This is a genomic window from Streptomyces sp. YJ-C3 (genome assembly GCF_053891275.1).
Genome location: NZ_CM132685.1, coordinates 577,740 through 593,708 on the forward strand (window position 1 = coordinate 577,740; position 15,969 = coordinate 593,708).

Sequence of the window (15,969 nt, forward strand, 5' to 3'; positions counted from 1 at the left end):
CTCCACGGAACGCGTGACAAACGTGCTCGACTCGGCCGCCTGACCGTGCGTGGACCCCATGACCTGCCCCCCTTGCGCTGGCACCAGGATGGCCCGCACCGGGGTGGACACACGGAAGGATGGCGATTCTTGGAGTCGGCTTGTCCGCTCTTTTGGATGGTGGTGATGATCTCTGCTCGGTGGATGAACTTCTGTGCATCCTCGACTTGCCCAGCGGTGCTTCTGCCAGCGGCTGCGTAGTCGGTCAACGGTGCGAACTGCCGTGGCACGGTGGGCAGTTGTCATCGTTGGTCACCGCTGAGCGTCCTCCCGCGGCTCGTAGACGGCCCGGCCCGGACTGTCACGGGGCGAACCGCTCGGGGGAGAAGTCCGCAAGCATCTCGTCTCTCTCCCCGCTGAGGATCTCCGAAGCAAGCAGGCGGCCGATTACCGGCCCGAGTGTGATGCCGCTGTGGGAAACGGCTTCGTAGTAGCCCGGCACAGACGGCACTGCTCCCACCGAGGGAAATCCGTCGGCTGGGATCGGTCGGTTGACCACACGTGTCTGTGCGATGCGACCGCTGCCGAGATCGGGCACGACCTGTCGCGCCGATTCGTGGAGCAGCCGTGCGAGTTCCGACGGATCTTCGCCGGTGTCGATGAGTGCGTCGATCTCCCGGCTGTGGAGGACTACCGAAGAGCTCCCGTCAGGACGGATCTCGATACGAGGAGCGTGCATGGCCCGGCGAACCGGGACCTGAGCACAGCCGATCCGCGTGACGACGCCGGGTTCCCGGCGCATGGGCAATTGCCGCGAGACGAGCTCGGCCACGTCGGCAGCGTCGGGGCCCGCCGCGTTCACGACGATGTCGACGTCGAGACAACTCCCGTCGGACAGAGCAACCGACCGGATGCTCCCGTCGGCGCCGGTGCCGATGTCACGGACCGTGGTGCCGAATCGGTGCTCGGCGCCGGATGCGACGGCCTTGTTCACCAGGCGGCTGACCAGATGGCGTCCGTGCACCCAGGCTTCGTCGGGGTAGAACACGACGGGAATGTCGTCGGGCACCGTGAGAGCAGGTTCGAGGCGACGGCGCACCTCGGCCCCCGTGCACACTTCGACCTGGTAGTTCCAGCTGGCCAGCAGCTCCGCTGCTTTCAGGAGCTGTCCCTCTGCTGTGGGATCGGCTGCCCAGCGCAGATGACCACTGGGATACCACCAGGAGTCCGGACCGATGGTCCTGGCAAGCTCACGGTGCGCTTCCATGCCCGCGACGTTCAGGTCGAAGTAGGACTTGCGCACCGTCTTGTTGCTGGCATTGGCCCACGAGAAGGACCAGTTGGTGACTCCTTCTCCCGGCTGGCCTGCGTCGATGAAGACCACTTTGACGCCGCGCCGGGACAGGTTCCAGCCCACGCCGGCTCCGAGGACGCCTACTCCGACGACAGCAACTCGTTCAGGCTTCACGAACATGCCTTTCCCCTCCCAGCTCGCGGCAACCCGGCACTCACCCGGGATGGGAGCCCACCACGCTCACCACGATGGGAGGCAGGAGCGGCGCCCCGAGCGGATCCGGGAAGCCCGCCGAGAGACTCGTAACAGCTCGTGAGGACTGGTCCGTCGAGCGTGCCTCCGCCTTGCGATCTGGCTGGTCGCCAGGTGTTGTTGAAGTGACGGATCGCCCCCTCAACCGCTGGTGGTCCAGTCGCCGCACAGAGGATGGTGGCGGCCCTCTCTTCGGGAGGTCAGAGGGCAGGGAACCAACTGCGATGACTGCCGCCGCTCGGGCCGGGACTGGCGCACTTAAAGCGCTGCATCAGCCCAGGATCCGCGTGGTCAGGCTTGGTAGGAGCGAGGTTGGGCCCCGCCTGAACGGTGGCGCACGTCGCTGAATGAGACGGAAGCGGAGACGGAGATACCACTCACCTGCCGGCCTCTGTCTGGTCTTCTTGCTCCGAGTGGCACGGCGTACCTTGGCTCGCTGGGTATCTCACTGGCGGAGGCGGGGATGATGACGGGTGGCCAAAGGGCGGGGAAGACCGATTCCGATGGCACGCGGCAGGACGGTCTGGCCCAACGCATGCGACACATCGCCATGACTCATGGGCTCGACCTGGGCGAGGTCCGGGCAGTGGACGGCTCGTCCGACGATGCGGAGGCTGTCAGCGACAGAGGGCCGATCCTCGTGTCCCTGCGCACGGACGGGATGATCCATGTGCTGTTTCAGCGTCACCGGACCTTCCCGCTGACGAGCGGTTGGACAGACGAACTCGTCGCTGTAGTGGAAGCGGCAGCCTTGTGGCGCCGAGGATGCACTCTGCGGGCCCTGCATGAACGCTTCCCGTTCATGAGCTGGAGCGAACTGGAGCAGGCGTTTGAAGACGGCAACCCGGTTCCCGTCAAGTGGACGCAGCTGCTTGCCAGCTCATGGCACCTGAGTGATCGGCCGTTCATTCAGGCGGCCCACGACCATCCTGAATTGCGCCTCTTTTATCCGGACATCAGCCACGGGAGCTTGATACTGAGCCGGAAGCCGTTCGAGATGGACGCCGGCCTGGCGAAGGTCACTCCGCTTTCGGAAGGCGATTACCTGGTGACCATGTTCCCGGGTGGGTTCCGGCGGGAAGTGAAGACGCTGGACGCGGCCCTTGAGGTCGCAGCAGCCTGTTTCCGTTCACTTGGCTGAGTACTCAGGCGAGCGGGAGACCGAGTGCGAGGGTCGCCAGGCTCTGCCCGGCGGCATCCGCGTCATCCGGCTCCACGATGCTCGGCACGGCGCCGCGACCCTCCTCCCAGCGGCCGGAGTACGCACGTCGTCCAGGACACCCAGCGCGAAGCGATGAGCGACATGGATCGGCTGCTCAGGACGCGTCGCGGTCGTCAGTGACCACACGCGTTGATGTCAGCCGTAGATGCCAAAGGCCCCGGACCATGATCGGTCCGGGGCCTTTTGGCTGGTGCCCCCGGCAGGATTCGAACCTGCGACACCCGCTTTAGGAGAGCGGTGCTCTATCCCCTGAGCTACGAAGGCGGGGCTCTGTGGGAAAATGTATGGGAAATTGCGGACATGTCCGCGATATCCCGTGATCTTCCGTGGGAGCCGTGCGGTGCGCCGCCGGCAGAGGCTGCGCACCGGCGCCAGTGTAGCGGGTGAGGTTCGTCGGCGGCTGAGGGTGCCGGAGGCTGGGGGCTGGGTCAGGGGCTGCCGGCTGTGGCGAGGGCGATCGAGTTGGCCATCCAGGCGTAGCCCAGGTGACCGAGCAGCGCCCCTTCGGCTCCGTACATGGGGATCCGCTTGTCCCAGTGGGAGTAGTCGAGGGTGGAGTTCGAGGACTCGCTGTCCTGGCGCATGCCGAGGAGTCGGTCGCCGTAGTGAGTGTCGGGTGGGATCTGGCGGATGTGCTCGGTGCGGTTGAATTTCGGGCGTTTGGTTCTGGGGTCGATCGCGCTGTCTTCCTCTGTTTCGTAGACGGGTATCAGTTCGGCGTGGGGCCCGTTACTGCAACGGATTTCGACGGAGTGGTAGAAGCGCCAGCCTGATTTTCCTTCGCGGGCCAGGAGCTCTCGGACGGGGAGCGGGTTGTACAAGGATTTCCCCTCCACCGTGAGCTTGTGTTCGCAGGCTCGGCCGACTGCCGCGTATACGTCGTGGGTGCATTTTGTTTTCTCGTAGCGGTACTTGGTCAGGGGATGGGGCTTGATTCCGCGGTGCTGTCGGGTGAAGACGATGAGGCCTCTGCGGATCAGTGGGGCGCGGTGTTTACCGCGCCACGCAGTGTCGTAGCTGGCGGCGATTACTCCGGGGGTGCGATCCAGGATCGGCGAACGGCGGTGGCTGCTTCTTCTTCCCGTTCCGGATCTTGTTTGGGTGAGCGGTGGCGGGCGTTGCCGGCATTGAGGATGAATCGGCTGTGACATTTCGCTTCCTGGCGTACGGAGAAGGAGGCGATCTTCTTTCCGTAGGCGAGGTTGTCGTCGCCTTCCATTTGAATTCCGGCGTCGTGGTCGACGCGATTCACTACGATTCGGTGAATCCTAGAAGGCGCAGGAATTCCTTTACTCCGAGTGCCCGTGGCTTAAGGATGTGAACAACACCGGACATCCCGGATACACCGACAACTGCAGTCACATTGTCGTCAGCGTCGACCGGAGGCTGGACGGCGTCGAGGTCAGCGCGTCACCCAAGAAGGAAGGTGACCATATTCCACCGGAGCAGCTCGGGCTGCCCAACAGGGCCAAGGGCCATTACGACCCAGTCGATAGTTATGATGACCTCGTCCGCGACCTCGAGTCCCGCGGCGAGGGCTCACGTAGCGCGGTGTACATCAGCCGCCCGGACGGAACGGCCCACGTGTTCAACGCCGTGAACACCCCGCACGGCGTTGTCTTCCTGGACGGCCAGAGCGGGACCCTCGGCAGGCTGGAGCAGGACGCCTCCAGCATCATGCACATTCCCTATCGCGACGGTTTGCAAGTTCCCTACCCTAATGCGAGTCCAAAATGGTGACCAAGGACGAGGCTGTGACGGCCGCAGAGAATTTCCTGAAGAACGTTGGTTATCCGGACCGGGTCGATTCCGTGGTGATGTTGCCGGACACGGCGAACAACTTCCCGTATGCCTGGACCGTGCGATTTGATTTTCAGGAGCACATCGATACCGGCGAATTCGCCCTGGCTCCCTTCAGTTCGCTGATCGTCGTACCTCACGACGGCTCACCGGCGCACTTCGCACCGACGTACCCGCCGCCGGCGGAGTACCTGGCTTTGCAGGCCGCCGGTAACTGGCCCCCAAAGTAAGGCTCATCCGTATATGTCCACTCCTGGCCAGGCCGCGGCTGCCTGGCTCCGTCAGCTCTATCGCGGCCTGGTGGAGCTCGCCGCACCGCACCCTGTGCACGAGAGCCCCACCGCCTGGCTGTTCCCCTGCCGTATCGTGCCTCAGCCCGGCTTCCCGCAGACGCCCATGCTCGCGGCCTCCGTCGTCGTGCCCAAGGACGCAGCGCCCCGTTCCACCCGTCACCGAGCGAGCCCTTCGCGGACCTGGCGTCCGCGGCATCGCGCGAGGAGGCGCTTGCCCGTGTCCAGAAGCAGCCGCGCAGGATCAACGCCCGCGGCTGTCTCGTCACCCTGCACACGATGATCGACCGTTCTCCTTCGACGCCCCGCCCCTGGCAGCCATCGGACGAGGCACCCGGGTGGTGGGCTCGGCTGCACCAGCGCTACTTCCCCGACTTCGAGCCGGTTTCGGTGAGCAACTGGGACGACGTGGTCAAGGCCGTGACCGAGACGGGACCCGACACACGCAGCGCGGTGTGGGTACGCCGCGAGGCCGGTGGGCACGAGGTCACGGGCAATCTGCTCTACGCGCACAACAACAAGGGGTACGTCGTCTTCCTCGACCCCCTCACCTCTTCCCTGGCCCAGCTCGACACGACCAACGTGCGCGAGATGGTCCTCGTACGCGCGCTGCCGCAGTCCGTGCGTGCGCCCTGGGAAGGAGCCGCACACGACTTCGAGGCGGCGCGGGGCAAGGCGCAGCGGTGGCTGGACAGCGCGTACGGCGGGGAGGTGGAACTGGTCGAGCCCGGGCCCGGCGACGAGACGACCCGCGGCTGGGTGTTCTCCTGCGACTCCCGACGCCATCTGCGTGAGGGCCGCTGGCAGGACACCCTGCTCGACGCGACGGTCGTCGTCCCGAAGGACGAGTCCGCCCCCTTCCACGTGCCGAACTCCGCGCCGTGGGCGTGGCTTGCGCACTGGGACCAGGGGCGCACGCCGGGCACCGGCACGTTTCCCGCACCGCCGCAGCCCGGCCGGGCGTACTGGTTCGAGCCGACGCTCGCCGAGCTCGGACCGGTCTTGTCGGCGTCAGACCGGCGGGCGGCCGAGGTGGCGTTTTAGGCCAGGAGAAGGCCGAGCATGACGAGGCTTCGTGCCTCGGCGCCGAAGGCGATCATGCGGCGTTCCGCAGGGAGCGGTCGAACTGTGAGAAGCAGGCTTCGGAGTCCTCGCGATCGCCATACAGGTTCTGGTGGACGGCTGTGTCGTCGGAGATCTGCAGGGGGTGCTCGACGCGGTGGAAGCCGGTCTCGGTGTCACTGCGGTCTGTCTCGCGTTCTCCGGTAGTGGTGGTGATACCGACGGCTTCCCGGTGTTCGTGGGGGCGTTCGCGGGGACACGGGACGGTGAGCAGGTGGTACCAGCGGTGGGTGTGGGTGCTGGGTGCGGATGCAGAGGGGCTTGGCGTCCTTGTGCTGTTTGTTGATCAGTAGGCGGCCGCGGCGGGCGATGACGTCGCGGGGCAGGGCGCCGTCGTAGAGGACGCCTATTGCAGCTTTCGGCGGCGTCGGTGATGGCGCGGGCGAGGTTGAGATCGACGGCGGGTGGAGAAGACCACGAACTCGGAGCCGAGGACCATAGCCCCCTTCTCCTTGCTCTTGTTGTTGTCGGAGCGGTGGACAGGTAGGGAACTTGGCGACGGTGTCGTCGCCGGCGCTGAGCTCGTGGCGCTGGGGGCTGCTCCACTAGCGTCGCGCGTCGACTGGCAGCAGGCCTTGGCGCCAGACCTGGGCGAGGTCGGCGAAGGCTTCGCCACATCCACCCCGAGGATCGTGCGCTCGACTCGTCGGCGCCCCGCTCGTTGCCGATCCCCGGATCCGTCACGTTCCACTCCGCCACCACGTCCGCCTGCTCTCAAGCGAACGCGGCGCGCACGCGTCAGAGCTCGTCGGGGCCGTTGAGCGCGAACCGGGCTGTCGCGACATGGAAGTGCGCCAACGCCCTGGCAGGCGGCTCCGCTCCGCCAATCCTGGCAGCGGCCGCCGAGGGGCAGATCACGGGTTGCGTGTGCCTCGCCACGTCCACCCCGACGTCAGGACTACCTTCTGCAGCGGGTCCCGCATGTAGTTCGAGTCGAAGTCGAAGTCGTGGACGCGCTCGCGGCTGCCGTCCTCCCTCTTCTTCGAACTGCTCGATCGCGAGAACACCCGAGTCCGAGCCCCTCTGCCTGTTTTGCGCTCCACGATGCGACCAGGCGGTTGTCCCGCCCGGGTGATTTCCCGGACCTCGGCACAGACCCGGACTTCGTGGCTCGCTCCGTCCAGACGCATACGGAACTTGAACGTCCGCTCGGTCTGTCGGCGGCCCCTGCCCTTGCCCCACGCAGGTTCCAGCATGTGCCACTCGGCCACCACGTCGGCGTCTTCCTCCGCGAACGCTGCGCGCACTTGCCACGGCTTGTCCGGATGGTTGATCGCGAACAGGGCCTCTTCCACGTGCGAACGCGGCAGCGGCTCCGCGCCCTCCTCCGGGTACCGGGTTCCTGTCCGCCAGTCGCGATAGCGGCCCACTACTCGTCCTCTTCCTGTGCGCTCGGGCGCACGGTGCGTACGAAGGCCTGGAAGTCTTCGAGGACTTCGGGATGCTGTTCCGTCGTGGAGGTCATCGCCAGTTTGATCACTGCATACTTCTGCGGATCGTCGGCGTCCACAAGGGGCAAGTACACCTGGGTCTGAGCCAGATCCCGCCTCGCCTGTTCGACCGCGGCCGCCAAGACCACACGCTGGACCAAGGCGGGCGCGTCCTCGGGGCCGACCTCGCGCCGGTCCACCAAGTGCACGGATTCCGCTGCCAGCGCGAGGAGTTCCAGAGAGGTATCGGCAAGGTCGGTCAGTGGTGTGCCCTTGGGTGGGACTTCCCCGTCGAGCGTGATGTTGGCGGTGAACCCGTCATCAGGGTGAGGGTGCAGCGCGGCGAAGGACACGCCGAAGCTGTCGCATGTCTCGGGTGAGGCCGGGGACCAGCCGTCCGGCAGTCGGAAATCTACCGCCGTTGGAAGCTGCGTGGGCAACTCGGATGCTCCTTTCATCGAAGGGGATTAGTCAAACCAACCGGTGACAGTGTCCTTGACGGACTTCGCGCCATGGCCGACTGCGTCAGCCGCGCCGCCGAGTCCGACGGCGTCAGCCACGTCCCCAGCGGTCTTGGTGAACTTGCCCGGGTCGAATGTGATCTCCACACCGGCTCCTGCCCCTACGACTTCTGAAGCAAAGCCCCCGATGCTTGCTCTCCACGCACCGTCTTCTCCCTTCTTGACGCCGAAGTTGTACTCGACGCCTTCGCCGGTGCCGACCTCCTGGGTTGCGCCGATACCGATGCCGCCCACTTCGATGCCCGTGCTGTGTGATGCCTTCGCCCCATAGAAGGCTTTGGCGTTGAGGCCGATGTTGTCCGTGGTCACCTTGGCGGTGACTCCGGCCTCACCACCGGCGAAGACGTCACCACGTTCGTAGACACCTCCGTAGTCCCCGTACTCAGCCCGGAATTCGGCCAGTCCACGCGCGCCCGCAGAGACCTCAGCTTTGGCCGAAATCCCCTTTTCGCTGAACCCGTAGTTCGCGCTGCCCCGACCGCCCGTGGAGAAGTCCAAGATCCCGGCGAGTTTGAAGTCGCCATTGGTCAGCGCGCCCTTCCCCGACAGATGGAAGATGTCGAAGCCCGACTTGATCGCGCCCTCTTTGCCGTACTTGGGATCCGAAGACGCGCTGAACGAGGGCTTCCATTCGTCCAGGCTCCACTTCCAATCACCTTTCCAGCCCGACTTCTTGTCGCCCTTGGCGGCGGGCTTGTAGTCCTTGAGGTGGTTCTTCGCGTCGCCGTTGAAGCCGGCGGGTGTGCCGTCGGTCGGGTCTGAGTCGACAACCACTCCGTTGAGAGCCGCCTCGACGGAGTGATCGACTTTCTCTGCGTCCTTGACGATCTGATCGAGGTACTCCTGCCAGGCCGTGACTGCGTGACCCACGGAGTCCTCGTACGAGGGATCGTGATGGAGGGCATTGCGCTCGCCCTCGGTCAGGTCTGCGGTGTCGAAGGAGACCGCGCCTTCGACGGAGACGGCCATGCCCGCCTTGATGGCCTCCGCGCGGGCGGACTTGAGCTGCTTACGGACCTCGGCGAACTGGTGATGCGCGTCGCGCAACAGGGAGGCGACGGCTTTGGCTTCGGTCTGGGCCTTCTGGAATTCCTTCAGGGTGATGTCGAAGCGACGGTTGGCGGCATCGGCGCTCAGCCCCGACCAGGTCGGGCCCATAGATACGTTGCGCACATTACGGTCGTAGGCGCGTTCCTGTGTGTGGAACTCCTTTGCCATCCCGTCCCAGCGGTCAGCGGCCGCGGAGAGGGCGGACAGGTCGACCGTCATGATGTCGTGGTAGCTCGGCATGGTTCCCCCCGGTGGTCCTGCGATAGCGGCTGCTGGTCGAAGTGGCGTGCGCGGCAGGGTCGTGGCCCGGCTGTGTCAGAACTCGTCGAACGCCGACAGGGAGCGCGTACGCGCCCCGACCGCACCGTCGGTGCCTTGCAGGGTGCTGTTGGCGCTGCGCAGCGCCGCCTTCTCCGATGACAGCCGGTTCAACAAGCTGTACACCTGCTCGCCCCACGTCTTGTGCGCCTTCTGCAACGCCCCCGAGGTGAGCCACCCGTCGCGGAACTCCTTGACGGCAGTACCGGTCTCGGTGTCCGCCCAGTCGCCCGCCTTACGGGTCCCCGGCTCGATGTGCTCCTCGATGGCCCGCGCGGCCGCCTTCTTCTGCGCCGGGCTCGACGCCAGGTCCGGCTGTCCTACGCCAGCAGGGCCTGCCCCGTCGACGGGTATGTGGTTCAGCCGCATACCCGCCGAACCGTCCGTCGCGTACTGCTCCTCTTTCGTTTCGCTCATGAATCTCGCCCCCGCTCGATCCCGATCATGTCACTGTCTGTTTGCTCGGTCGGTGTCCTGGTAAGGCCATGGCTGGCCCTGCCTCGTGCCTGGCTGCTGGCCGGGGTGAGGCGGTTGCGCCCAACCATGCTGCAGCGTCGGCGGCACAAGCCCGGCCAGCGCCGCGCGGCGCCGGCGACTACGGACGGCGAGCGCCCCACCGCCTGCTCCGGCCAACAAGAGCCCGCCCACCCCCGCCAAGATCCACGGCAAGGCGCTTGAGGACTCATCGGAAGCTGCGGTGGGGGACCCCGAGGCGCCTGTCGACGGCTTGGCGCCGGCACCATCCGGCGCAGCCGAGCCTCCCGCCTTGTAGTCCGGCAGCGGGTACTCATCGGCCGGGCCCGGATCGCCGGGGTTGGTGAGGGCGATCCGGGGGCGTACGGCGCCGTAGCCGATGTCATCCGTGCGCTTCTTGCCGCTGACCGGGCCGCTCGCGGTGTTCAGCAGGACCCGCAGCACCTGGTTGTTCGTCCAGTCCGGATGCTTCGACCAGATCAGCGCCGCCGACGCCGACGCGAGTGCGGTGGCGTCACTGGTGCCGTGTGACTTGCACAGACCGGTCTTCCCCGTGCATGCGGCGATGATCTCTGCGCCTGGTGCGACCAGGTCCACCTGTGGCCCGGACTGGGACTCCTGTGTTTTCTTCAGGTCCTGGCCGATGGCTCCGACGCCCACGACTCCGGGCGTCGCGGCCGGATACTGCAGCTCGTTGGCCCCAGCGCCGGTGTTGCCCACGCCCGCGAAGATCAGTTTGCCCTTGGACAGGGCGTAGGCGACGGCTTTGTTCAACTCGGGCGAATTCTCCCTGCTGGCCTGGGAGATGTTGATGACCTGAGCATCGGAGTCGGCCGCGTAGCGGATGGCCTTGGACATGTAGGTGGGGTAGCTGTCAGGGTTGCCGCCGCTGCGAGTGTGCTCGCTGAGGTCCGGAATGCGGATCGGGAGAACTTTCGTACCCGGAGCAAGTCCGTACGAGCCAGTCGCCTGCCCCTTCGCTCCGGTGCCTGCGATGAGGACGCCCATGCTCGTGCCGTGACCGTCGTCGTCCACGTGCTCGTTGCCGGGGTGCCGGGAGTAGTTCTTGCCGGACAGGACCTGACCGCGCAGGTCGGCGAGGTTCGGGTCGATTCCGGTGTCGATCACGGCGACCGTGACGCCCTTGCCGGTGCTGGTCTTCCACATCTGCTCGGCGTGCATGGCGTCCAGGTACCACTGCCGATCCCGGACGGACTGGGCGCTCGCAGGCGTCACGGCAACCCCTGCGAGCACGACGCCGGCCACGACCGATGCCAGCCGAAGCCTGCGGGCCTGCTTGCTACGGGAACTCATGGTCATCCTTTGTTTTCGCGCCGAGCAGTGGGGGGCAGACCTGGCAGGCGCAGCTCAGGCATCTCACGCTCCGCCTGCTCCACCTCAACGTCCTCTGCGTCGTCCTCGTGCTCCGGCCTCTCGTCACGCGGACGCTCCTCAGACGCACGCCGACGCTCATCCTTACGTGCCGCCAGCGAGGAGCCGCGGGCGGGTTCGCCTCCGTACTGCGCCTGCGTGCCACTACGGCTCGCCGCCGTTCCGCGGGCTTGACCTGCTGCCCGAGTCGTGGCCGTGGAGGCTCGGTGCACCTTCGAGATTTGCTGCGGCTGGCCGCCGACGACCCCGTCGGAGCGGGCAGGTGCCCGTCCACCGGAGCCACTCGTCCCGCGACTTTGGCCTGCCCCTGTGGTGCCGCGGGCCGGTGTCGCTCCGGTACGTCCCGATCCCTCCGGCACACTGCCCCGGGCTCCGACGTCCTGCTGGTAGGGCGATCCGCCGACGACCGTGCCCCGGGAGATCGCGCTTGCGCCGCGCCCTGTCTGCGGCGAGACCGGACGACCTCCCGCAATCCCGTTCGTAGCCCGCCCCGGGCTCCCGCCACCTGGCCCGCGTACCGGCGAGGCCGTGCCGCCCTGTACGCCCGGCATCCCTGGCCGCTCGACCGCGGGAACCCCGCGCCCTGACGTCACTCCACGAGCCGTGCCAGGTGCGCCCGGTGTTCCGGTGCCCTCCGGAACACCGAGCGGCCCGCGTACGGCAGGTGACGACGGAACGCGGCCACCGCCCGGACCACGTGGCGAAGCAACGGAACGACCCGTACCTCCGAACATGGGCGGAGCGCCGGATGGTGGCGTAGCGAGTCCAGAAGATCCCCCGGGCAACGGGGACGACGGTGGTGCCGGTGAGGAAGGAGTTGTCGTGGGAGTTGCAGGGGCGGGGAGCGTACCGGCCCGGTCGAGGGAGGTACCCGTCCCACCCGAAGGCAGATCCGGAGTCGGCCTCGGAAGGTGGGATGCGGAGGTGGTAGAGCGGTGCCCGTCGGCCAGCGAGGCGCCATGAGCCGCTTCCTTGAGCGCGGCAGCTCCCGCCGCGACCACGCCAACTCCCCCTACTGAAGCCGCTGTCCCGGTGCTCGATGGATCACCCGACGAGGACGAGACGTCCTCGGTGCCATGGACGTCGGCGGAGGGGGGAACGAACTGATCTGGAAGCGCCGGGAACTCCGGTGCCTTCAGAGCCTCGATCTGATCCGTTGACGCCGAGTACGACTGCGCCAGCTTCGTCATCAACTGGGACGCCTCGGCACGGTCGTTGTCGTACTGCGACTTCGCCGACTTCACGGAGGATGCCGACGGCCCGCCATCATGGTTACCGACGTCCGTCGCCGCGGCATCGTGCGCGTCAAGGATCGAGCGGGCCGAGGCGCTGGAGTTCTTCAGCGTCTCCAGCTGTGGCTTGACCTCATGCAGCGTGTCCGCCGCGTGGCCGAGCCACTTCCCGGCGCTCTCGCTGTAGTCACCCAGGCTCAACGTCGCTCGCGCGGCGTGGTCAACCCACTTGTGGAACGCGTCGGCACCTTCGCCGTCCCACTCGACCGACGTGCTGTGGGTCTTCAGATCGCCACCGATCTCCTTGATCGTCTTCGCCGCTGACGTCAGCAGCGCACCCAGATCTGACGCCGTCGCGCCGTCCGCCGGCTCGACCATCGCCCACAACTCTTCCGGGCTGTGCACCGCGAAACGGTAGGACTTGGCCATGCCCCACATCTGGGAACCCAGGTCACTCATACCCCGTGTCCTTCCTCAACCAGGCCAACCCCCACACCGACCGCGGCCGCGGTGCCACTGTTCAAGCGGGACGACATCACAGGCCACCCGCTTCGCTGTCCGTCGGCTTCGGCGTAGGCTCGCCGCCTGCAGTGGCGCCCGGACCCTCGTGATGGGAGCCGTGAGCCGACTTGGCGCCTGGGTTCACCAGCGCGTCTGCCTGGGACCGGATGCGATGGAGGCGGGCACGCACATCGTCGTCGAGGTTGTCGTAACCCGTCTTGGACGCGTCGACCGTCACGACCAGGCCCTCGATCTGCAGGGCCAGCATCTTGGACAGGTTCTCCAACTGGCTGTGCACCTTCGTGTAGGCGGAGTGCAACGCATCTGCCTCGTCGAACGCACCCAATCTGCCGCCCGGCATCGCGCCATTCGCGATCGACTTCGGCGCCGCCTTCGACTTCTCCAAGTCGCGCAGCAGCGCGTCGACCCGACGCTTGAATGTCGTGAGCGTCTCGCCCTCGACCAGCATGGCCTTCGCGGCTGCGGCGGCTCCAACTGCCACGGCTGCGACTCCGAAGCCGCCTGCCGCCAGGCCTGCTCCGGCCGCTGCCTCCTGCGACGTATCCCCCGTGCCATCGGACATGTTCTGTCCCTCCCCGTACGCCCGGTGTCCGAGGCGACACCGACCGCTCCATGCGTAACACCCGTAACGAAGCAACGTTATCCGGAGGTTGCTTGCCGAACGTTGCTTCGCTGACAGCTACGGCAACAGATGGCTTGAATCGAATTCCGAAGCGCAGAGGAGCCCAGCAGCTCCTCTGCCTACACATACCGAGGTGACCCTGGAACTGAAGACGGCCTTGGAGTGCTTGGCCGAGAGGGTTGGGTCGTCGTCGTTCAGCGGCGCGTGACGTAGACCCGGTAGTTGCCGGAGGCGTCCGCGCCGGCCACCGAGATCCGTACGCCCGTCTTGCGGTCCTTGAACACCTCGCCCGGCCGGTAGGGCGCGTCGGAGAGTTCCGCGTGGACGTTCGGGCGGCGGGTGCAGCCGCCGCTGTCGGGGGTGGAGTCCTCGACCGTGACGGGGCCGTGGCCGGTGTCCACGTCCGCGTCGACCTTGTAGATGAGGACGCCGGGGCGGCAGACCGCCTCGTCGTTGCCCTCCTGGGTGCGGACCTCGATCGCGTAGCCGGTCTTCTCGGTCAGCGGGACGAACGCCATCTTCGTGCCGCCGCCGTCCCGGGACAGCGGCGACAGCAGGTGCTCCGTCGTGCCGGGCTGCGCGGCGCAGCCGATCTGGGTGTCGTCGAGCCAGCCCAGTTTCCACTTGTGCCAGCCGAGCAGGTCGTTCCCGACGCCCCAGTCCTCGCTCATGATGTCCCAGTGCCCGACGGCCCCGCCGCCGTCCTGGGTGTAGAGGTCGGGCAGGCCGAAGACATGGCCGTTCTCGTGCGGCAGCACGCGGTAGCCGGTGTCGGCGTAGGAGCCGGAGCCGTCGTCCTGGCGCGAGTACACGAAGGACGCGTTGGAGAGGGGGACGCCGTCCGCCACCGGCGCCTCGTGGTTGCCCGCGAAGGTCACGGAGAGGACCGTGTCCAGCGCCGAGGGGCCGGCGTTCGGGGTGACCAGGATGTTCACCAGGTCGTACTGGCGGAAGTCCACGTCCGGGTCGGCGGCCGCCACGATGTCGTCGACCAGCTCGCGGTAGCCGGGTTCGAAGGGGGCGCCGCGCTCTATCCCGTACGCGGTGAACGGCTTCGGCATCCGCAGCCAGTGCTTGACCGGGGCCTCGGGGACGTAGTCGAGACGGCCGTACGAGCCGGTGCGGAACCAGTCCTGGGTCTTCGGGAAGAACTCCCCGAGGCGGTCCATCGCGGTGCCCTCGCCGTGCGCGTCCGGGAAGTCGATCATCAGGTTCAGGGCGTGGACCGTGCCGGTGGAGCGGGCGTAGCCGGGGGAGGTGGGCACGCCCTCCGACATCTGTACGCCCATGGCGCCGCGGATCATGCAGGGGCCGAGCGAGGTCGCCCTGGCCAGTGCCGTCGGGCCCGCCGCGGTCGGTGAGCTGTCCAGCAGCCGGCCGGTGCTCGCGGTCATGGTCAGCGCGAGGGCCACCGCGGTGGCCCCGGCGAGCATCGCACCGCGTCGGCCCCTGCGTATCCGCTGCTGCCGCATTCGACCCGCCTCACGCTCGGCTCCGTTTCGACCACCCTGTGTCGAGGTGTGGCGGGCCGCGCGCTGGGTGCGCCGATCGTGGGTTTCTGCGGGCGAGGTGGTGTGAGTCAGGTCACATGGAGTGCGGGAAATAAGCGGGGACGCTCTCCCCGTTTAGCTCTGTGTCCGCAGGAAGCGGGGACTGGCTCCCCGGTTCCGCTCGAGCCAGCCGAAGGAGACCACCGTGGCCACCGCCGCCCCCGCCGAGTCGCAGCGCCGCGTCTCGCGTCCGCGGGCCGACGCCGTGCGCAATCGGGAGCGGATCGTCGCCGCCGCACGGGAGCTGCTCGTGGAGTACGGGACCGAGCTCCCGCTCGACGAGGCCGCCCGCCGGGCCGGCGTCGGCAACGCCACGCTGTACCGGAACTTCAAGGACCGCGGTGAGCTGATGCATCACGTGGTCCTCTCGGTCACCGACCGCGTGACCGAGCACGCCGAGAAGGCACTCGCCGCCGAGGAAGCCGGCGAGAGCGGCGCGTTCGACGCGCTGCGGACCTTCGTGCACGCCGCCGCCGACGAACGCATCGGCGCGCTGTGCCCGCTGCTGCAGGCCACCTTCGACCAGGAGCACCCGGACGTGCTCGCCTCCCTCGACCGGCTGACCGTCGCCATCGAGGACCTCATCGGGCGCGCCCGCGCGGCCGGACAGCTGCGCACCGACGTCGGCGTCGGAGACCTGATGGTCGCGCTGTCCCAGCTCACCCGGCCGTTGCCCGGCAAGGCCTGCCTGGACTTCGACCGGTTCGTCCACCGTCATCTGCAGCTGTTCCTCGACGGCCTGATGGCACCCGCCCGCTCGGAACTCCCGGGCGCGGCCGCGACCTTGGAGGACCTCCGCAAGGACTGACCCTCCGGGGCCGATCCCTCGTCCGCGCCCCGCACACGCAGGGGCAGCCCAGCCCCGCATTCCCGTACTGAACCGATTTCTCAGCTTTATT

At 67.3% G+C, this 15,969-nt stretch carries 15 protein-coding genes, 1 tRNA gene and 1 pseudogene; 6 read left to right on the forward strand and 11 right to left on the reverse strand.

Features of this window, described 5'->3' with window-relative positions; genetic code table 11:
• Positions 1–340 precede the first annotated feature (340 nt).
• Complete coding sequence (locus ACVHNB_RS02575; RefSeq protein WP_456227325.1) at positions 341–1,396, reverse strand: NAD(P)/FAD-dependent oxidoreductase; 1,056 nt, start codon at positions 1,394–1,396, stop codon at positions 341–343.
• 592 nt (positions 1,397–1,988) lie between these two features.
• Between ACVHNB_RS02575 and ACVHNB_RS02580 the strand changes: the two genes are divergently transcribed.
• Positions 1,989–2,666 carry a DUF6193 family natural product biosynthesis protein gene (locus ACVHNB_RS02580; RefSeq protein WP_428953079.1) on the forward strand — a complete coding sequence of 226 codons (678 nt, stop codon included), beginning with the start codon at positions 1,989–1,991 and terminating at the stop codon, positions 2,664–2,666.
• A gap of 34 nt (positions 2,667–2,700) precedes the next feature.
• Positions 2,701–2,867, forward strand: a pseudogene (locus ACVHNB_RS02585) (site-specific integrase); the annotation flags it as partial.
• Between the two features lie 68 nt (positions 2,868–2,935).
• Here ACVHNB_RS02585 and ACVHNB_RS02590 read toward each other — a convergent pair.
• The 3 genes from ACVHNB_RS02590 to ACVHNB_RS02600 form a co-directional block, all read right to left on the reverse strand.
• Positions 2,936–3,011, reverse strand: a tRNA-Arg gene (locus tag ACVHNB_RS02590).
• Positions 3,012–3,175: 164 nt separating this feature from the next.
• On the reverse strand, positions 3,176–3,331 hold the full coding sequence (locus ACVHNB_RS02595; RefSeq protein ID WP_456227326.1) for a hypothetical protein: 156 nt from the start codon (positions 3,329–3,331) through the stop codon (positions 3,176–3,178).
• A gap of 443 nt (positions 3,332–3,774) precedes the next feature.
• Positions 3,775–3,999, reverse strand: coding sequence for a hypothetical protein (locus ACVHNB_RS02600; RefSeq protein WP_456227327.1), 225 nt, complete (start codon positions 3,997–3,999; stop codon positions 3,775–3,777).
• Between the two features lie 65 nt (positions 4,000–4,064).
• Here ACVHNB_RS02600 and ACVHNB_RS02605 point away from each other — a divergent pair, with 65 nt between their 5' ends.
• The 3 genes from ACVHNB_RS02605 (at position 4,065) to ACVHNB_RS02615 (ending at position 5,881) form a co-directional block, all read left to right on the forward strand.
• Positions 4,065–4,487 carry a toxin glutamine deamidase domain-containing protein gene (locus ACVHNB_RS02605; protein WP_456227328.1) on the forward strand — a complete coding sequence of 141 codons (423 nt, stop codon included), beginning with the start codon at positions 4,065–4,067 and terminating at the stop codon, positions 4,485–4,487.
• Positions 4,481–4,777 carry a YrhB domain-containing protein gene (locus ACVHNB_RS02610; RefSeq protein ID WP_456227329.1) on the forward strand — a complete coding sequence of 99 codons (297 nt, stop codon included), beginning with the start codon at positions 4,481–4,483 and terminating at the stop codon, positions 4,775–4,777. Before ACVHNB_RS02605 ends, ACVHNB_RS02610 begins: the two co-directional genes overlap by 7 nt.
• A gap of 339 nt (positions 4,778–5,116) precedes the next feature.
• Positions 5,117–5,881, forward strand: a complete 765-nt coding sequence (locus ACVHNB_RS02615; protein WP_456227330.1) for a YrhB domain-containing protein — start codon at positions 5,117–5,119, stop codon at positions 5,879–5,881.
• 932 nt (positions 5,882–6,813) lie between these two features.
• On the opposite strand, the gene ACVHNB_RS02620 is transcribed toward ACVHNB_RS02615, so the two are convergent.
• The 7 genes from ACVHNB_RS02620 to ACVHNB_RS02650 form a co-directional block, all read right to left on the reverse strand.
• On the reverse strand, positions 6,814–7,254 hold the full coding sequence (locus ACVHNB_RS02620) for a hypothetical protein (protein WP_428953055.1): 441 nt from the start codon (positions 7,252–7,254) through the stop codon (positions 6,814–6,816).
• 74 nt (positions 7,255–7,328) lie between these two features.
• A complete protein-coding gene (locus ACVHNB_RS02625; protein ID WP_428953054.1) occupies positions 7,329–7,829 on the reverse strand; it encodes a hypothetical protein in 501 nt (166 codons plus the stop codon).
• A 27-nt stretch (positions 7,830–7,856) separates the two neighbouring features.
• On the reverse strand, positions 7,857–9,179 hold the full coding sequence (locus tag ACVHNB_RS02630; RefSeq protein WP_428953053.1) for a WXG100 family type VII secretion target: 1,323 nt from the start codon (positions 9,177–9,179) through the stop codon (positions 7,857–7,859).
• A gap of 96 nt (positions 9,180–9,275) precedes the next feature.
• Entirely contained in the window at positions 9,276–9,695 is a 420-nt protein-coding gene (locus tag ACVHNB_RS02635; RefSeq protein ID WP_428953052.1) for a hypothetical protein, read from the reverse strand.
• Positions 9,696–9,725: 30 nt separating this feature from the next.
• Positions 9,726–11,066 (reverse strand): type VII secretion-associated serine protease mycosin, encoded by a 1,341-nt coding sequence (gene mycP, locus ACVHNB_RS02640; RefSeq protein ID WP_428953051.1) that lies wholly within the window; start codon positions 11,064–11,066, stop codon positions 9,726–9,728.
• 1,845 nt (positions 11,067–12,911) lie between these two features.
• Entirely contained in the window at positions 12,912–13,460 is a 549-nt protein-coding gene (locus tag ACVHNB_RS02645; RefSeq protein ID WP_456227331.1) for a hypothetical protein, read from the reverse strand.
• Between the two features lie 254 nt (positions 13,461–13,714).
• Positions 13,715–14,992, reverse strand: a complete 1,278-nt coding sequence (locus tag ACVHNB_RS02650; RefSeq protein ID WP_456227332.1) for a M6 family metalloprotease domain-containing protein — start codon at positions 14,990–14,992, stop codon at positions 13,715–13,717.
• Positions 14,993–15,215: 223 nt separating this feature from the next.
• Between ACVHNB_RS02650 and ACVHNB_RS02655 the strand changes: the two genes are divergently transcribed.
• On the forward strand, positions 15,216–15,878 hold the full coding sequence (locus ACVHNB_RS02655; RefSeq protein ID WP_456227333.1) for a TetR/AcrR family transcriptional regulator: 663 nt from the start codon (positions 15,216–15,218) through the stop codon (positions 15,876–15,878).
• Positions 15,879–15,969 lie beyond the last annotated feature (91 nt).